12 protein-coding genes are annotated in these 17,095 nt (G+C 66.9%); 2 read left to right on the top strand and 10 right to left on the bottom strand.

Annotation, left to right across the window (positions count from 1 at the left end; all coding sequences use genetic code 11):
• Window positions 1–15 precede the first annotated feature (15 nt).
• Window positions 16–573 carry a site-specific integrase gene (locus O7605_RS32205; RefSeq protein WP_443083960.1) on the top strand — a complete coding sequence of 186 codons (558 nt, stop codon included), beginning with the start codon at window positions 16–18 and terminating at the stop codon, window positions 571–573.
• A 725-nt stretch (window positions 574–1,298) separates the two neighbouring features.
• Here the strand turns inward: O7605_RS32205 and O7605_RS22105 are convergent.
• The 10 genes from O7605_RS22105 to O7605_RS22060 all read right to left on the bottom strand — a co-directional run bounded on the left by O7605_RS22105 (window position 1,299) and on the right by O7605_RS22060 (window position 15,693).
• Window positions 1,299–2,321, bottom strand: a complete 1,023-nt coding sequence (locus O7605_RS22105) for a LacI family DNA-binding transcriptional regulator (protein WP_269740921.1) — start codon at window positions 2,319–2,321, stop codon at window positions 1,299–1,301.
• A 436-nt stretch (window positions 2,322–2,757) separates the two neighbouring features.
• Entirely contained in the window at window positions 2,758–4,425 is a 1,668-nt protein-coding gene (locus tag O7605_RS22100; RefSeq protein WP_269740920.1) for an RICIN domain-containing protein, read from the bottom strand.
• Window positions 4,426–4,482: 57 nt separating this feature from the next.
• Entirely contained in the window at window positions 4,483–5,994 is a 1,512-nt protein-coding gene (locus O7605_RS22095; protein WP_269740919.1) for a family 43 glycosylhydrolase, read from the bottom strand.
• Between the two features lie 145 nt (window positions 5,995–6,139).
• Window positions 6,140–7,639, bottom strand: a complete 1,500-nt coding sequence (locus O7605_RS22090; protein WP_269740918.1) for a family 43 glycosylhydrolase — start codon at window positions 7,637–7,639, stop codon at window positions 6,140–6,142.
• Window positions 7,640–7,671: 32 nt separating this feature from the next.
• Window positions 7,672–9,066 (bottom strand): glycoside hydrolase family 43 protein, encoded by a 1,395-nt coding sequence (locus O7605_RS22085; RefSeq protein WP_269740917.1) that lies wholly within the window; start codon window positions 9,064–9,066, stop codon window positions 7,672–7,674.
• Between the two features lie 69 nt (window positions 9,067–9,135).
• Complete coding sequence (locus tag O7605_RS22080) at window positions 9,136–10,677, bottom strand: family 43 glycosylhydrolase (protein ID WP_269740916.1); 1,542 nt, start codon at window positions 10,675–10,677, stop codon at window positions 9,136–9,138.
• A 342-nt stretch (window positions 10,678–11,019) separates the two neighbouring features.
• Window positions 11,020–12,546 carry an arabinosylfuranosidase ArfA gene (arfA, locus tag O7605_RS22075; RefSeq protein ID WP_269740915.1) on the bottom strand — a complete coding sequence of 509 codons (1,527 nt, stop codon included), beginning with the start codon at window positions 12,544–12,546 and terminating at the stop codon, window positions 11,020–11,022.
• Between the two features lie 47 nt (window positions 12,547–12,593).
• A complete protein-coding gene (locus O7605_RS22070) occupies window positions 12,594–13,472 on the bottom strand; it encodes a carbohydrate ABC transporter permease (protein WP_269740914.1) in 879 nt (292 codons plus the stop codon).
• Window positions 13,469–14,419, bottom strand: a complete 951-nt coding sequence (locus tag O7605_RS22065) for a carbohydrate ABC transporter permease (protein WP_269740913.1) — start codon at window positions 14,417–14,419, stop codon at window positions 13,469–13,471. Before O7605_RS22065 ends, O7605_RS22070 begins: the two co-directional genes overlap by 4 nt.
• Complete coding sequence (locus O7605_RS22060) at window positions 14,416–15,693, bottom strand: ABC transporter substrate-binding protein (protein WP_269740912.1); 1,278 nt, start codon at window positions 15,691–15,693, stop codon at window positions 14,416–14,418. The genes O7605_RS22065 and O7605_RS22060 overlap by 4 nt, the downstream gene beginning before the upstream one ends.
• Before the next feature lie 312 nt (window positions 15,694–16,005).
• On the opposite strand from O7605_RS22060, the gene O7605_RS22055 reads away from it, so the two are divergent.
• Window positions 16,006–17,052 (top strand): LacI family DNA-binding transcriptional regulator, encoded by a 1,047-nt coding sequence (locus O7605_RS22055; protein ID WP_269742719.1) that lies wholly within the window; start codon window positions 16,006–16,008, stop codon window positions 17,050–17,052.
• Window positions 17,053–17,095: the final 43 nt, after the last annotated feature.

The following is a 17,095-nucleotide window of genomic DNA, read 5'->3' as shown; positions in this document are numbered from 1 at the left end:
GATGTCGTCGACCTCATGCTCGCCACCGGCGCCCGCATCGGTGAAATCCTCGCCCTGCGCTGGGAAGACCTCGACCTCGCCGCCGCGCGTCCCACCCTGACCATCTGCGGCACCCTGGTCTACGTCAAAGGCCAGGGCATCTTCCGGCAGCCCTGGACCAAGAGCGACGCCGGCTACCGGATGCTCGTCCTGCCCCGATTCGCCGTCGGCATGCTCATCGCCCGCAACGTCGGCGCCGCGGACAACCCGCACGACGCGATCTTCGCCTCCCGGCGCGGCACCTGGCTCTCCCCCAACAACGTCCGCCGTCAGTGGCGCCAGGCCCGTGCCGACACCGACCTCGACTGGGTCACCCCGCACAGCTTCCGCAAGACCGTAGCTACCCTGATCAAGGAGGAAGCCGACACCAAGAGCGCCGCCGCACAACTCGGCCACTGCAGCGAAGAGATCACCACCACCTACTACATCGCCAAGCCCGTCCAAGCCCCCGACGTCTCCGACGTCCTGGAACGCCTCGCCGCCAACCCGAACCGACCGCACTCACCAGCCCCGCACAACGATGCACATCGATGACAAACTTGGTTGCCGCACCCGGTAAACGGGGGGTTTTCGGGGGGCGGTTCAAATCTCCATCGAAGAAAGTCAAAGCCCTGACCGCGTTTCCGCAGGTCAGGGCTTTTTTGTTGTCGGGACGGCCGGATTCGAACCGACGACCCCTTGACCCCCAGAGAACCAGCAGGACTGCCGAGGCCTGCCGGGCGGTACCGGCTCGTGCCGGACATGCAGGTTAAGGGGCAGGTGGCGGTCTGGTACAGGTCGGGCTCTATCGAGCCCTCCCGGACCATCCGTGAGACGAGCGTGAGATATCACGGCAGTCGGATTGGAGTGGCGCTGGCGCAATCACCAGCGCCACTCCCTCGATCACGACAACGCCGTAGGCCGTCGCCACTTCCGGCCGCCGCGTCCCCTCCGATCGATTCAGCGCGTCCCAGCCACGCTTCTTTCGTCCGGCAGTATGCCCGCATCGGGATCCTCGAGCTCGGCGAGCATCTGTCTCCTGGCACCGGGCAGCACGGTGGAGGCGCTCGCCGCCAACCAGCTCCGGGCAGCCATAGCGGCGCTGATCGAGGGGAATCCGTCCCTGCTAGGCGACGGTGCGCGCCGGCTAACTTGGGAGATCCTCGGTTAGCGCCGAACCCAGGCAGCCCCCTTGCCCGACGATCGGGCGATAGAACCGCCACGCCAGCCGAGTAAAGGAGTCGTCGCGCCACTGCCCCACCATCATCGGCGTCCGGCGGTCACCCGGTCCGCTGCTCCGGTGACGCTGTCGTGCCGGTTGCGACTGCCGTGCTCTGCCGAACGACGAGTTCAGGCACCAGCAGCTCGCGCGCTGCGGTCCGCCCGCCGACGGTCCGGTCGAGCTGCGACAGCAGCAGCCGCACGCTGCACCGGCCGAGTGCGGCGAAGTCCTGCCGTACGGATGTGAGCGGTGGCAGGAAGTGCGCCGCGTCGGGGATGCTGTCGAAGCCCACCACGCTGACGTCAGCCGGGACCTCCCGGCCGGCCTCGTGCAGCGCCCGCAGCACGCCCAGGGCGAGCTGGTCACTGGCGCAAAAGATCGCCGTGACGGAAGGGTCCTCCGCCAGTCGGCCGCCCTGTTCGAATCCCGCACGGGCGCTCCAGTCACCGGGCACCAGTGGCGGCACCGGTGCACCCACGGCCTGGAGTGCCTCCCGCCAGCCGGCGACCCGTTCGCCCGCCTCCGGCCAGTCGTCCGGGCCGGACAGGTGGTGGACGGTCCGGTGCCCCAGAGCGAGCAGGTGGCGGGTGGCCGCTCGCGCCCCGGCGACGTTGTCGATCCGCGCGTTCGGTACCGCCTCGCTGCATCCTCCGCCCACGGTCACGCACGCCACCTCGGTCGACACCTCGACCAGCGCGCGGGCCATGGCCGCCTTGGGCGCGATCGCGATGATTCCCTCGACCGACTGACAACGCAGCCAGTCCACCGCGTCGAGCACCGACCGCCGGTCGAGATCACGAACGCTTGCCACGCTGACGACGTAACCCGCGGCCCGGGCCGCCCCCTCGATCGCGTACAGCATGGAGGTCGGCCCGTACAGCGGACTCTCGTAACCCACGATGCCCAGCGTGCCGGAACGGCAGGTTGCCAACGCCCGGGCCGCCAGGTTCATGTGGTAGTCCAGTGCCCGCATGGCGGCGGTCACCCGCTGCCGGGTCTCGGCCGCAACGTGCGGATGCCCGTTGATCACCCGGGAGACCGTCTGCGCGGAAACGCCAGCCAGCTCCGCCACATCGCGCATGATCGACCGCCCCGTTCGGCGGGCCGGCCGCTCACCGCGGGGCGGGACGGACGGCGGACGCGCTCCGTCCGCCACGGCGAGGTCATGCTTCTCAATCAAAGCCATCTCTCCCTCGCCGGCCGGCGAAGATCCACGGACGTACGCTCGGCCGCAGCAGTCCTGCCTCGTCGCCGGGCCACGCCGTCACCCATCCCCTGACAATGACCTCCAGGAGGATTTCGGCAATGCCTGCCCGGAGAGTGCCGCGAGCCCGTCGGGCATAACGAACCGGTCGTAGTCGGTGAACGCGGTGCCCTCGACGACCGGGAGGGAGCGCCGGGCCAGCCCGCCACCCTTACGCGGGAGAACCCTTTCGGTAAGAGGTGCGCATGAGTTACCGCGAATGTTGCGTACACCGCCTGCTCGAGCAGGCGGTGTACGACGGTGAGGCCGCCAGTCAACACCAGGTCAAGGTCGAGTTGACCCGGGTGACGTTGCTGATCGTGTTGTTCGATCCGCCACAGGGACTCTGGGTGATGTTGGTGTTGGTGACGGTCAGGTTCTGGAACCGGATGCCCGAGGAGATCGGGAACTCCGTCCGCGACGAGATCCGCACCTCGCCGCCGCCCGTCACAGTGCCGGACACTCCGGCGATGGTGACGTTGTAGCAGTTCTCCATGAGGATCGAGTTGTTCCCGGTGTTCGAGATCGTCACGCGGTCGATGACCGCGCCGCCGGACTCCGAAACACAGAAGATCCCCCGGCCGCCGCCGGACGCGATCACGTTCCCGACCCGGATGTTGGTCGGGTACGAGCTACCCACCCGGCCGTTGCGGTTGGCCATCCGGAACGCCGCGTACCCGGTGCCGGTCCCGGCACCCTGTGCGTCGACTGTGCCCACCGTGGCGTTGATGGTGTCATTGAGCAGCAGTCCGGAGTAGCCGGTGTCTCGCGCGGTGACCGTGCCGACGGTCAGACCGTCCACGCCGTACGTCTCCACCCCGTGGGCGCCGGTCCCGGAGACGTACACGTTGTCGATCCGTACATTGCGCACCTTGACCGCCCGGTCGCCGCCGTGGTTGTCGACCCGTACTCCCAGCCCGCCCGAGAGCCGCATGTCGATCTGCCCGAGGGTCAGGTTGTTCACGTTGCGCATGAAAATCCCGTACAGCGGCGATCCGGTAAGGGTCAGGTTCTGCACCTCGATGTCGGTGGTTCCCCGGGAGTAGACCGGTGCGTAGTCACCCGATCCTGAACCGGTCACGTTGATCGTGCCGCACACCGCCAGTGTCGTGTACGACGGCAGCGACAACCGCGATCCCGCGCTCATCGAACCAGAGCCCCGAACCACCACCCGCTGCTTGGTGGTTCGTCCCGCCGGCAGCGAATTCACCGCAGCCTGCATCGCCGACAGCATGTTCGAGCCCGAGTACACGGTCGACGACCCGTTGCGGGACGTCCAGGTGCTTCCGTTCAGCACGGCCTCGGCCTGGAACGAGCCGCTACCGCAACCGGTGCTCGGTGGCGGCGTGGTCGGCGTGCCGCCGCTGCCGACCCGGACCATCTGCCACTGCTGGTTGGCGCCGTTGAGATCGGCGTACTGACTGATCCGGGCACCGTCGGCGGTCGACCACTCCCAGACCTCCAGTGCCTTGGCGGAGTGCCTGTTGATCAGCCGTATGTAGCCCCCGTCGGAGTCGAGGACCTGGAACTGCTGGTTGGTGGCGTTGAGGTCGGGCCACTGCCGGTACTCCGCGCCATCGGCGACGTTCCACTCCCACAGGTCCACCACCTTGCCACTGTGGCGCGCCTTCAGACGGTAGTAGCCGCTGCCGGAGGAGACGAACTGGAACTGTTGCCACTCACCGTCGTTGCGGGACCACTGCTGAATCGCCGCACCGTCGTCGACGGAGGTGTCCCGGACGTCGAGGACCTTGCCGCTGTTCCGGTTGACCAGTACGTAGTAGGCACTGGTGTCGATGGTGGCCGCCTGCGCCGACGGCGCGGCCACCACGGCGACACCTGTCGCGCCGGCCAGCGCCGCCACCAGGGTCAGCACCAGGCCGGCACGCCGGGTTCGGCGACCTCGCCGGTCGGGGGGTGATGTCAGTGCGGGGTTGCGCATCGTTGAACCTCCAAAAGATCGGTGACGGCAGGGTGGTCGTGGTGGGCTCGCGCCGGGCTACTCCAGGTGAAAGGTGGCGGAGGAAAGGTCCGCGCTCGAGCTGACCGTCTCCACGTGGAGCAGACCGCTGCGGTGGCGCACGTACCGTCCCGGGAAGTTCTGCGACTCCAGGGAGAGCCCTGCGCTGTCGGCGAGGCCGGCCCGCCGGTGGAAGCTCGCGTCCGAGTCGAACAGGGTCGACCCGTCGTCCCGTTCGACGTAGAGGGCGAAGTCACGGTGACGCAGGAAGTGGCCGGGGAAGTTCGTCGACTCCAGCGACACGGTCCCCGCGCCGGCGAGCCCGGTGACGATACGGAACTGGGAGTCGGCCAGGTTGGTCACGTCCGGCTCGACCCGGGCCCGATAGTCGTAGTGCCGGACGTAGCTGGCGGTGAGGTCGTGCGAGCGTAGCCGCACCGGGGTGGGCCCGTCGGGCACCGGGATGCCGAAGTTCGGGGTGCCGTCGGCGTTCCAGTACAGCTTCTGAATCCGGGTCCGGCGGTTCGGGTCGTTGAGCGGGTCACCGGCGATGTCCCGGTAGTTGCGATCGTGGTAGACCAGAATGTCGCTCTGCCCGTCCTCGGAGACGGTGAAGGAGTTGTGTCCGGGGCCGTACTGGCCGGTGGCCGTGTTGCTGGCGAACACCGGGGTCGGGCTCTTGCGCCAGGAGGCGGCGTCGAGCAGGTTGGCGGTGGCGGACGCGCTCAGCAGGCCGAGGCAGTAGTTGGCGTCTGTGGCGCTGGCGGAGTACGTCATGAAGACCCGCCCGTTGCGCTGGATCACTGCCGGGCCCTCGGCCACCCGGTAACCGCGGGTTTCCCAGTCGTACGTCGGCACCACCAGCCTGGTCACCGCACCGGTGATCTGCCACGGGTTGGTCCCCATCCGGGCGAGGTAGACGTTGGAGTTGGTGGAGATGCCGGGCTCCTGCTGCGCCCAGGTCAGGTATCGCACTCCGTTGACCATGAAGGTCGAGGCGTCCAGGCTGAACGTGTCCCACGGCGTGCTGATCCGGCCGCGTTCGGTCCAGGAGCCGGACAGCGGGTTCGCGCTCGCGTTCTCCAGCACGTACATCCGGATCCGCCACACGTCGTCGGTCCGTCCGGCGGCGAAGTAGACGTACCACCTGTTGTTTATGAAGTGGATCTCCGGAGCCCAGATGTGGGCACCCATCTCTCCACTGGTGTGCCGGCGCCAGATCGTCGACTCGGTGGCGGTGGCCAGTCCTTGCAGGGTTGTCGCCCGGCGGAGCACGATCCGGTCGTACTGCGGCACCGTCGCGGTCATGTAGTAGTAGCCGTCGGTGTGCTTGACGATGTGCGGATCGGCCCGCTGATTTGCCAGCGGGTTGGTGTAGGTCACCGCGGGTGCGGCCTGTGCCGGCCTGGCCGCCGGCAGGCCGGCCGACATGGCGAGTATCGCGAGCACCGCGGCCAGCATCCACCGCAGGCGCCGGCGGGAAGGTCCGTCGGCCAGCGCCGGACTGACCGCCCGGTGGTCGGCCGGATGGAGAAAGTGCGGATGCAGCATGCGCCCTCCTGGGTGCGAGTTCGTGGTCGGAACGTGGAGGTGTGCCTGCGGGCACCTCGATCGGCGTGCCCGCACCCGGCGTCCAGGGTGCGAGCCAGTCCGTGGACGGGCGGGCGCCCCGCCCGCCCGTCCACGGGCAGCCGACTCAGTACACGTAGGGCCAGGCTGCGGCGTCGTAGCCGATGCGGTTGATGCCGAGCAGCGACCGACCGTTGTCGGCGTAGTAGTGGTAGAACAGGTGGTCGCCGTCGGTGTCGGCGAGGAACGCCTGGTGGCCGGGGCCGTGGATGGCGCCGTGCGAGGCCAGGATCTGGGTGCCTCCCCCGGCGAGCATGTCCCGGCCGGCGCGGTCGACGAATGGCCCGGTGGGGCTCGCCGAACGGCCCACCATGATCCGGTACGTGCTGCTGGCGCCCTGGCAGCAGCGGTCGAACGAGACGTACAGGTAGTACCACGATCCCCGCTTGACCAGGACGGGCGCTTCGATGCCGGGGCCGTAGTTGGCGAGACTGTGCATGGCGTTGCCGAGCCGGCGACCGGTGGCCGGATCGATCTGGATCATCTTGATGCCGGACCAGAACGAGCCGAAGCTCAACCACCAGCGGCCCTGGTCGTCAACGGTCAGATTCGGATCGATGGCGTTGAAGTTGTCCGAGGTCCGCGACTCGATGACCAGCCCGTCGTTGGTCCAGCTTCCGGAGGCCCCGGTGGTGCTGGTGGCCAGGAAGATCGCCGAACGGTTGGAGCCGAAGGTCGACGCCGAGTAGTACAGGTAGTAACGCCCGTTGCGGTAGGACAGGTCCGGAGCCCACAGGTTACGCGCACCGTCGGTGTACGTGGTGGTCCACGGCGCGCCCCCGGGGAAGACCGCGCCCGCGTTGCGGTAGGTGACCCGGTCCGTGGAGGTCTTCAACGCGACGTTGTCACCGGTGTGCGCGAGCAGGTAGGTGCCGTCGGGTCGTTTGACCACGGTCGGGTCGTGGACGCCGATGTCCCCGGCGACCCTGCCGGGCTGCGGATAGGCCGGCGGAGGGGTGCCGGTCGGCGGGGGCGGCGTGGTGGGGCCGGGTGGGGTGGTGGGTGTCGCGCCGCCCAGCCGGATCAACTGCCACTGCTGGTTGGCACCGTCGAGGTCGGAGTAACCAGCCAACCGACCCCCATCCGCCGTCGACCACTCCCACACATCAATGACCTTGCTCCACTGCCGGTTCACGAACCGCACGAACCCACCCGCGGAATCCTGCAACCGGAACTGCTGCGTCGCCGACGACCGATCCGTCGACTGCACCAACTGCGTACCGTCACTGCCACTCGGCAACTCCAGCACCTTCCCACTGTGCCGCGACCGCACCTTGTAGAAACCACCACCGGCATCCACGAACTGCCACTGCTGCACCGCGAGATCATTGCGCGCCCACTGATTCACCGGCGCGTTCTCCGCCGTCGACCAGTCATACAAATCCATCGCCTTACCACTGTGCCGATTCACGAACACATACGACGCCGACGTGTCCACCGTCGCCGCCGACGCCGACGGCAACCCGTAGAGCACTCCCGTGCCGAGCAGCAGCGACGTCGCGCCCACGACCGCTCCCGTCCGCCAGCGCCGCGACCTCACCCGCGGCACCTGATCCGTCCCTGTCATCGAAACCTCCTTGGTGGTGGAAGTGGCGCGGTTCAGTAGCCGACCTGGAAGGTGGCGTCCGCCCGGTCGACGGCGCTCGACGAGGCGCTCAGCGGATCGATCCGCAGGACGTAGTTGGCGTGCCGGATGTAGTAGTTGGCGAAGTTGTGCGACCGGAACGAGGTCCACCCACCGTCGGCGAGCCCGGCGGTCCGGTAGAACGTGGCGTCACCGGCGAACCCGGAGGAGCCGTCGTTAGCGGCCAGGACGAGGACGTAGTTGCTGTGCCGCAGGTACCGGCCGGGGTAGTTCACCGACTCGAACGACAGGCCTGAGGAGTTCGCCAGGCCGGGCCGCAGCCGCCACTGGGCGTCGGCGTAGGGGTCGAACGGGTAGGGATCGATCCGGGCGGCGTCGTCGGCGTGCCGGATCAGGTGGTCGGGGAAGTTGTACGACTTGATCCGGTTCCAGGACGGCGCTCCCCACCGGGACAGCATCGCCGCATGTTCGGCGGCGGTGATCGGCGCGATCGTGGGATGCTTGGCGTTGAGCGGCTGGGTGTAGCGCTCCTTGCCCAGCGGGGTCCAGCTGTTGCTGTTGATGTCGCCGCTGCGCCACACGTACAGTTCGCCGTTGTTCGGCGAGAACGAGTCGCCCCAGAGGAACCACTCGTTCCGGTCGTTGGCCTTGACCACGATCGGTGCCTCGATGCCACCGTTGATCACGCCGCTGGTGTACGTGCCCCGGTCGAAGCTGCGCGGAGCGAGACTGCTCGACCGGGCGCCGTAGAGCCGGCCGTCGGTGAAACACTTGTAGTACAGGTAGTTCGTCCCGCTGCCGACGTGCATGGTGGCGTCCAGCACGTCGAAGCCCGGGTCGAAGTAGAGCTGGTGCGCGCTGACCGTACGGAAGTCGTTGGTGTAGTTGACGTAGAAGGCGTCCCGGTTGTTGTTCCTGGCCGAGTACAGGATGCCGTACTGGCCACGTGAGGCGTCCCAGAATGCCTCCGGCGCCCAGGTGTGGGTGGGCATGTTGTGCAACCGCACCCGGCGGTAGCCGGTGAAGCTGCGCAGGTCCGGGGAGTCCCAGATGTGGATGTACTGGTTCTGCTGGGTGAAGTCGGTGCCCTTGAGGTCGGTGGCGAGCACGACGAAGGTGTTGTCCTGCTTGCGCATGATGAACGGGTCACGCAGGCCGCCGGTGCCGGCGGTGGGGGTGACGACCGGGTTGTTCTGGTTCAGCGGAGTCCAGTTGAGACCATCGGTGCTGATGGCCAGGTGCAGACCGTAGTTGTTGGCCACCGAGTTGGGTGACTCGGTGAAATAGCCCATCACGTAGCCGCCGTACACGGGCGCCGCCTGGGCAGGCGCGACACGGGACAGCGGAGCCGTGCCGGCGGCCGCCGCCACGGACGCGCCGGCGACAAGCAGGGTGCGTCGAGAGACCATCGGATCATTCATTTCCGGCCCGGCGTGCGGGCCTGGTTGCAGATTGGGAACGGGACGGTTGGGCAGGCTTCATTCGCCGGAGGGAGCGGTGAGGGTCACCCCGAGCCGGGCGGGCGTGCCGAAGTTCGGGGTGCCGTCGGCGTTCCAGGTGAACTTCTGAGCCCGGGTGGATCGGTTCATGTCACATCCGCCGCCGGCGGAATCATTGGCGTGGTAGACGATCCAGTCCTCGGTGCCGTCGGGCGACTTGAAGAACCCGTTGTGCCCGGGGGCGAAGACGCCGTTGGCGTCGTTGCGCTGGAAGACGGGACTGGCTGCCTTGGTCCAGTGCGCCGGGTTGAGCGGATCGCTGCCGGTGAAGGTAAGCAGGCCGAGCTTGTAGTCGGGTCCCCAGCAGGCGCTCGCCGAGTAGACGATCATCGTGCGGCCGTTGCGGTAGAGCGGCTCCGGGCCTTCGTTGACCGGGTGGGTCTGCCGCTCCCAGGACAGGGTCGGGGAACTCAGCCGGACCCGGCTGCCGCTGAGCGTCCACGGATTGCTCATCGGCGTGATGAACAGGCTCTGCCCGTAGTTGCCACCGGCGTTGTACGTACCCATCAGGTAGAGCCGGTTGTTCACCGTCAGAATGCTCGCGTCGAGCTGCCAGTCGGTGCCGAGATCGGCCTTGAACGTGTACGGACCCATCGGGTCGGTGCCGGCACTCTCCAGCACGTGCAGCCGCTGGGTGGGGTTGAAGTCGGGCACGTTCTGCCCGGCGGTGTAGTAGAAGTACCAGCGTGGCCCGTTCGGCCCGTTGATCAGGTGGAATTCCGGGGCCCACATGTTGCAGCAGCCGTTCGGTCGGCCGGCCAGATTGAAGATCACTTGATCCTGGGCGGTGGCCAGCCCGGCGAGGGTGGTGGAGCGACGCATGGTGATCGTCGAGTTCCACGTCGTCGTGGCGAGGTAGTAGACGCCGTTGTGCACCTGGAGCCAGGGGTCGGGGCCGTTCCGCTTGATCGGGTTGGTGAACGTCCGACTGCCGCCGGGTGGGGTGGTGGGTGTCGCGCCGCCCAGCCGGATCAACTGCCACTGCTGGTTGGCACCGTCGAGGTCGGAGTAACCCGCCAACCGACCCCCATCCGCCGTCGACCACTCCCACACATCAATGACCTTGCTCCACTGCCGGTTCACGAACCGCACGAACCCACCCGCGGAATCCTGCAACCGGAACTGCTGCGTCGCCGACGACCGATCCGTCGACTGCACCAACTGCGTACCGTCGCTACCGTTCGGCAACTCCAGCACCTTCCCACTGTGCCGCGACCGCACCTTGTAGAAACCGCCACCGGCATCCACAAACTGCCACTGCTGCACCGCGAGATCATTGCGCGCCCACTGATTCACCGGCGCGTTCTCCGCCGTCGACCAGTCATACAGATCCATCGCCTTACCACTGTGCCGATTCACGAACACATACGACGCCGACGTGTCCACCGTCGCCGCCGACGCCGACGGCAACCCGAACACCCCCGAACCGGCCAGCAGCACCGCCGCGACAGCCACCACGAAGCCAGACCACCAACCACGCCACCGTGCACCCACCGGCGACAACTCATCACGTTTCGTCATCACAACCTCCTTTGACTGCCGGGTCGTGTCGCCCGTTGACCCGACGGAACAATCGACCGCTTGTCGCGCCCGGACAGAATCGATGTTTACGTATGAGCACATACGTATGACGAATGTGTTGCTACGATGTCACAAATAGATGTTCGCGTTAACATCGACGTTCGTCAAGCGTTGCGCCATCGAATCAATCGAATTTTTGAGGAGTATGCAATTTCACCGAGAAGCACGGTCCGGCACCGCGAGGGCACTCCGGCCAGGGCGCACAGCCGGCGGAAGTCTCACCCGCGTCCTCGGTCTCGCTGGAGCCGGACGTCGGGCACTGTGCAGGCGAGCTGCTAAGTTTCAGCCCACGGGGCGCGGCTGCGTGGACAGGCGCACGGCCGTCCACGACACCGGCGGCAGGACAATCTGTGCCCCACTGGTGTTCGGGGTGAGTTGCCGGTTCGGTCGCAGGATGATCCGGTCCTGCTGATCGGCGGTGTTGGTGGCGCGGATGTCGTCGTCCGAGAGTGTCGAGGCCTCTGCGCTTCGCACCGTGAGGCCGAAGCGAGTCAGGTCGATGGTGAGCTGCACCGGTCGGGTGTCGTCGCGATTGACGACGAAGATCGCGACGTCGCCCGTAGCCGGGTCGTGGGTGGCGACCGCGTCGAGCACCGCCGCTTCGCCGTAGCGCGCCGTCTGGTAGGACGGGCTGTCGACCACCGTGCGCAGGACATCGCCGCGGGCAAGTGCCGCCGTGCGGGCGAACGGGTGGAAGGTGGTCTGTCGCCAGGCGGGCCCGCGCGGTTCGGTGCGGATCGGGGCGATCACGTTGACCAACTGGGCCTGGCAGGCCGCGGTGACCCGGTCGCTGTGGCGTAGCAGGGAGATGAGCAGGTTGCCGACGACGACCGCGTCGGCGACGTTGTACTCGTCCTCGATGACCCGGGGAGCGACCTGCCAACCGTCGGTGGGTGGCTGGTTCTGGAAGCGGGAGAGGTACCAGACGTTCCACTCGTCGAAGGACAGTTGGATCTTCTTCTTACTGCGCAGTCGGGCACCGATGCTGTCGGCGGTGGCTACGACGCTGTCGATGAAGTGGTCCATGTCGGCCGCGCAGGCGAGGAAGGAGCCGAGGTCGCCGTCGTGTTCCTCGTAGTAGGCGTGGCAGGAGACGTAGTCCACCAGGTCGTAGGTGTGTTCGAGAACTGTGGCTTCCCATGCGCCGAACGTCGGCATGGCGGAGCTGGAACTGCCACAGACGATCAGCTCCAGACCCGGCTCGGCCGCACGCAGCGCCCGGGCGGTGGCCGCGGCGAGTTGCCCGTACGCGTCGGCGCTCGTGTATCCGAGCTGCCACGGGCCGTCGAGTTCATTGCCCAGACACCACATCCGCACTCCGTACGGCTTTTCGGCGCCGTTGGTCCGACGCAGGTCCGCCAGGTGGGTGCCGGCAGGTTGGTTGAGGTACTCGTGGACGTCAAGGGCCTCCTGCACGCCCCGGGTACCCAGGTTCAGCGCGTACATGATCTCGATGTCGGCCTTGGCGGCCCACCGCGCGAACTCATCGATGCCGACCTCGTTGGTCTCGATGCTGCGCCAGGCGAGGTCACGCCGGCGCGGGCGCTGCTCCCTCGGCCCGATGCCGTCCTCCCACCGGTACCCGGAGACGAAGTTGCCGCCCGGGTAACGGACCAGCGTGACACCGAGCTCGCGGGTCAGGGCCAGGACGTCGGTGCGGAACCCGTCCTCGTCGGCGGACGGATGGCCGGGCTCGTACAAGCCGGTGTAGACGCATCGTCCCATGTGTTCGACGAACGTTCCGAAGGTACGGCGGTTGACCGGAGCGACCACGGCGACGGGATCAAGCGTGACGTGAGCGAGGTGCACGTCCTTCTCCTGAGGGGTCAAGGTGTAGCGGTGTCCGCACGGATCAGTCACTTGAGGGCGCCGATGGTCAGGCCACCGCGCCAGTACCGTTGCAGCAGCAGGAAGGCAGCGATCAGTGGGATGATCGCCGCCAGCGAGCCGACGACGATGACGTTGAACAAAGCGGGGCCACCGTTGCCGATGGTCGCCGAGAGGTACCAGGACCGCAGGCCAACGGTGAGCGGGTAGAGATTCTGGTCGCTGAGCATCACCAGCGGCAGGAAGAAGTTGTTCCAACTGGCCACCATGGTGAACAGCAGGACGGTGACCAGAGCCGGACGCATGGCGGGCAGCGCCACGCTGCGGAAGACCCGGAACTCCCCCGCGCCGTCGATGCGCGCGGCCTCGAGCATCTCGTCGGGCACCGAGTCATGGACGTAGACCCGCAACAGGTACACCCCGAACGGGTTGAGCAACGAGGGCAGGATCACCGCCCATACCGAATCGATGAGCCCAGCCTCGGCCATCAGCAGGTACGTCGGCAGGACCAGGGCCGTGGCCGGCACCATGATGAGTCCGAGCAGCAGCGCGAACAGCGCATTACGGCCGGGAAAGCGCAGTTTGGCGAAGGCGTAGCCGGCCAGGGCAGCGATCACGGTGGCCCCGATGCCGCTGGTGACGGCGTACAGGGCCGAGTTGCCCAGCCAGCGCAGGTAGAGGCCGTCGTCCTGGGTGAACAGCAGCCGAAGGTTGTCGAGCAGGTGCAGGTCGGCGAACCAGAGGGGGTCCGAGCCGAACAGCCCGTCGTTGTCCTTGGTCGCCGCGACGAGCAGCCACCAGAACGGCAGCAGGAAGTAGATGACGAACAGCGCCATCACCGCGTGGGCGGCGATGCTGCCGCCGCTGCGCCGCGCCGGCTGGCTGGTCGTGGCGGCCGGGGTGCTCATCGCAGCGAACTCCTCTTCCGCGTGGCGAACAGGAAGATGTACGAACCGACGAAGACCACCGCGCCGAGCAGGAAAGATATCGCCGCCGAGTAGTTGTACTGCTGGTACGAGAACGCCTGGTTGTAGGCGTAGACGTTGGGTGTGTAGCTGTTGGTGATCGCCCCCGGGTTGAGTGGTTGCAGGATGAGCGGCTCGGTGAAGAACTGCAGAGTGCCGATGATCGTGAAGACGGTGCACAGCACCAGGGCTGCGGAGATCATCGGAGTCTTGATCCGCAGCGCGATCTGGACCGCCCCCGCACCATCGATCCTGGCGGACTCGTACACCTCTCGCGGGATGCCCTGAAGGGCGGCGTACAGCACGATCATGTTGTAGCCGGCCCACTGCCAGATGACGAGGTTGCCCAGTGACGCCAGGACGGTGTCACCGGCCAGGAAGTCGATCCCGGTGAACCGGAACGGGCCGGTGTTCTGGCTGTAGAGAAAACCCCACATCAGGGTGCCGACGACCACCGGCACGGCGTACGGGACGAACGCCGCCAGCCGCAGCGTACGCGCGAAGCGCGAACTGGCGCCGTCGACCAACAGGGCGAGCACGAGGGCGATACCGATCATCACCGGCGTCTGCACGAGCCCGAAGACGAACACCCGCACCACACCCGACCGGAACTCGGGGTCACCGAAGGCCTGCCGGTAGTTGTCGAACGCCGCGAACACCTCACCCTCCACCAGGGTGGAGCGGTACAGGCTGAGTTTGAACGCGTATCCCATCGGCAGCAGCAGGAAGACGACAAGCAGCACCGCGAACGGCGCGACGAACAACCATCCGACGACCGCCTGCCGATCGAAGCGACGCTTCCCGGCTGCGAGCCGCCCGTCACCGCCGGGCACAGCAGGCCCCGCGGCCACCGTGGTGGCAGCCGCGGGAACAGGTCGGGTCCGGGTCATTGTGAAACCTTGAAGCCCTGGTTCGAGGCGTACGCCGTGATGTTCTGCTGGACGGTGTCCAGCGCCGCGGGCCACGATGTCTTCTTCTCCACCGCCTGTCCCACAGCGGTGGTCAGCTGGTTGAAGCTGTAGCTGTTGAACGGGCTCCACTCGAACTCTTCGATGCCGTTGTACGCCGGCACGAACACCTCGTTGACCTTTTGTCCGCCGAAGAAGTCGTACTCCTTCGTGCGGAAGTAGTCCCAGTTGAGGATCGACGTCGCGGTTGGAAAGAGGAATGCCTCGTCAATGCCGATTCTCCAGGCGTCCTTGTCGGCTCCGAAGATCTCCATGGCGACCGTGGTGGCCTGCTCGGGGTGCTTCGTCTGGTCGGTCACCGCGAACGAGGAGCCGCCCCAGTCGCCCTGCGCGTTCTCGCCCGCGTTCCACTGGGGCAGCGGCGCCGCGCGCCACTTGCCGGCGGTCGTCTTCGCCACACTCGCCAGGTAACCGGGACCCCACCCCGCTGCCAGGTAGGTCGCGTACTTCCCACTGCCGAGCCCGTTGTAGAAATCCGTCGTCCCGTACGCTGTGGTATCGACCAAGCCGGTGTCGACCATGTCCTGCCAGTAGGCGAACACATTCTTTGCAGGCTCGCTGTTAACGTTAACACCGATGGTGTGCGGATCTGCCACGTTGTAGCTGAACGGCCGGGCGCCGGCCTGCCACATCAACCCCGTCATGAAACCGCCGTCGTTCGCCCCGAAGTCGGTCATGAACTTGTCGGGCGCCGCGGTCTTCAGTTTCTGCGCCTGCTCCTTGAATTCCGCCCAGGTCTTCGGAACAGTCAGCTCGTACTGCTCGAAAATGTCCTGCCGATACAGCATCGCCATCGGCCCGGCATCGACCGGGATCGCATAGACGGCATCACCGTTGCTGACCTGCTTCCACGCCCAGTCGACGTAGTTGCCCTTGAGATCGTTGGCCCCGTACTTGCCCATGTCGACAAGGTGGTTGGTGAGCTGGAAGGTCGGCAGTTCCTGGAACTCGAGCATCACCACGTCGGGGGCGCCCTTGCCGGCTTTCAGCGCAGTCTGCAATTTCGTGTACTGATCCTGGCCAGTTCCCGCGTTGGTCCACTCGATCTTGATATCGGTGTGCGTGCGGTTGAAATGGTCAACCACGCCCTGGAAGGCCGGATACCAGGCCCACACCTTGATCGTGACCGGTCCGTCCTGCTTGTCACCGCTACCCGAACTACAGGCCACCAGCAGCAGGGCGGTGACGACCGCCACCGCTGCGGCCAGCGGCCTACGTCCTAGACTGGAACTCCTGGCACTCACTGAACTCCTCCACCGGAGATCGTTACCTACGTAGCCGATGTGTATGTGCCACAAAGGCCGGTCGCGGTGCTGGCACACCGCGACCGGCCGCTCGGAGACACGGCGGTCCTCCCTGGCACACGCCGCACCCCTACGCCCGTGGCACGTCCTGGTATCTTCCTTTGCAGCGCTGCAAAGACAGCATGCCTGGAGCATCGATGGACGGCAAGAGGTAACCTGCCGGAAACTCGCGGCTGCCCTCGGCATCGGAAAAGGGGGGCCGGAATGCGGCGAGATGTCACGTTACGCGAAGTCGCCGAGCTGGCAGGTGTCTCCAGCCGGACGGTGTCCAACGTCGTGAACGGTTACGCCAACGTCACCGAGCGCACTCGCGCCCGCGTCATGCATGCTGTCGAGCAGCTCGGCTACCGGCCCAATGTGCTGGCCCGCAACCTCGCCCAGGGCCGCTCGGGGCAGCTCGCCGTCGTCGTGCCGTACCTCGACACGCCATACTTCGCCGAGCTGTTGCAGGGCATCATCCGCGCCGCCCGGGTCCAGGGGTACAACGTGCTCATCGACCAGACTGACGGCGATCCCGATCACGAGCGGATGTTCATCCGCCACGGCCGCAGCCGGTTGTTGTTCGACGGCGTCATCTTCAGTCCCCTCGGGCTCGACCAGCAGGCCCTGGCCGACCACGATCCCAGCCTCCCACTGGTGATCCTCGGCGAGCGGGTCAGTCAGGGGACATTCGACCACGTCGGCATCGACGATGTCGCGGCGTCCCGCCTGGCCACCGAACACCTGCTCGATCTCGGCCGTCAGCGGGTCGCCGCCATCGGCGACCAGCCCTACCCCACCGGTGAGGCGGCGCAGCTGCGGACACGCGGATTCCGCGAGGCACACGATCACCGCAGCGCGGCCGTGCATGAGGAGCTCATCATCGCGACTCCACGGTTCAACCGGGCCGATGGTGCGGGCGCCATGCGACACCTGCTCGACCTGCCGGAACCGCCGGACGCCGTGTTCTGCTACAGCGATCTCGTGGCGCTGGGCGCGATGCACGTGCTGGCCTCACGCGGGATACGGGTGCCCGAGGACGTCGCCGTGATCGGCTACGACGACATTGAGGACGGCGCCTATGCGAACCCGCCGGTGAGCACGATCTCCCCCGACAAGGAGGGAATCGCGACGGTCGCCGTGGAGCGTGTCCTGCTGCGCATCGCCAGCCCCACGCCGGTGCCCGGCGTGGAACTGCGCGCACCACACCGGCTCGTCGTACGCGAGAGCACGGTTGGTCGAGCCGCAGCGAGCCGGCCTGGTGCCGGTTAGCAGTTCGTCGGAGTGACGATCCCGACCTGGCGGAGCGGCACCG

Origin of the sequence: Verrucosispora sp. WMMA2121, from assembly GCF_027460185.1 — a bacterium.
Taxonomy (GTDB): Bacteria; Actinomycetota; Actinomycetes; order Mycobacteriales; family Micromonosporaceae; genus Micromonospora; species Micromonospora palythoicola.
Note: the sequence above shows the minus strand (reverse complement) of the source record. Positions and strands in the feature narration are given on the sequence as shown.

Bases quoted from the DNA above. Each gene is read 5' to 3' on its own strand.
- O7605_RS22090 (WP_269740918.1), bottom strand. From the start codon at position 7,639: ATGACAGGGACGGATCAGGTGCCGCGGGTGAGGTCGCGGCGCTGGCGG.
- O7605_RS32205 (WP_443083960.1), top strand. From the start codon at position 16: ATGCTCGCCACCGGCGCCCGCATCGGTGAAATCCTCGCCCTGCGCTGG.
- O7605_RS22080 (WP_269740916.1), bottom strand. From the start codon at position 10,677: ATGACGAAACGTGATGAGTTGTCGCCGGTGGGTGCACGGTGGCGTGGT.
- O7605_RS22105 (WP_269740921.1), bottom strand. From the start codon at position 2,321: ATGCGCGATGTGGCGGAGCTGGCTGGCGTTTCCGCGCAGACGGTCTCC.
- O7605_RS22095 (WP_269740919.1), bottom strand. From the start codon at position 5,994: ATGCTGCATCCGCACTTTCTCCATCCGGCCGACCACCGGGCGGTCAGT.
- O7605_RS22100 (WP_269740920.1), bottom strand. From the start codon at position 4,425: ATGCGCAACCCCGCACTGACATCACCCCCCGACCGGCGAGGTCGCCGA.
- O7605_RS22065 (WP_269740913.1), bottom strand. From the start codon at position 14,419: ATGACCCGGACCCGACCTGTTCCCGCGGCTGCCACCACGGTGGCCGCG.
- O7605_RS22070 (WP_269740914.1), bottom strand. From the start codon at position 13,472: ATGAGCACCCCGGCCGCCACGACCAGCCAGCCGGCGCGGCGCAGCGGC.
- O7605_RS22085 (WP_269740917.1), bottom strand. From the start codon at position 9,066: ATGGTCTCTCGACGCACCCTGCTTGTCGCCGGCGCGTCCGTGGCGGCG.
- O7605_RS22055 (WP_269742719.1), top strand. From the start codon at position 16,006: ATGCGGCGAGATGTCACGTTACGCGAAGTCGCCGAGCTGGCAGGTGTC.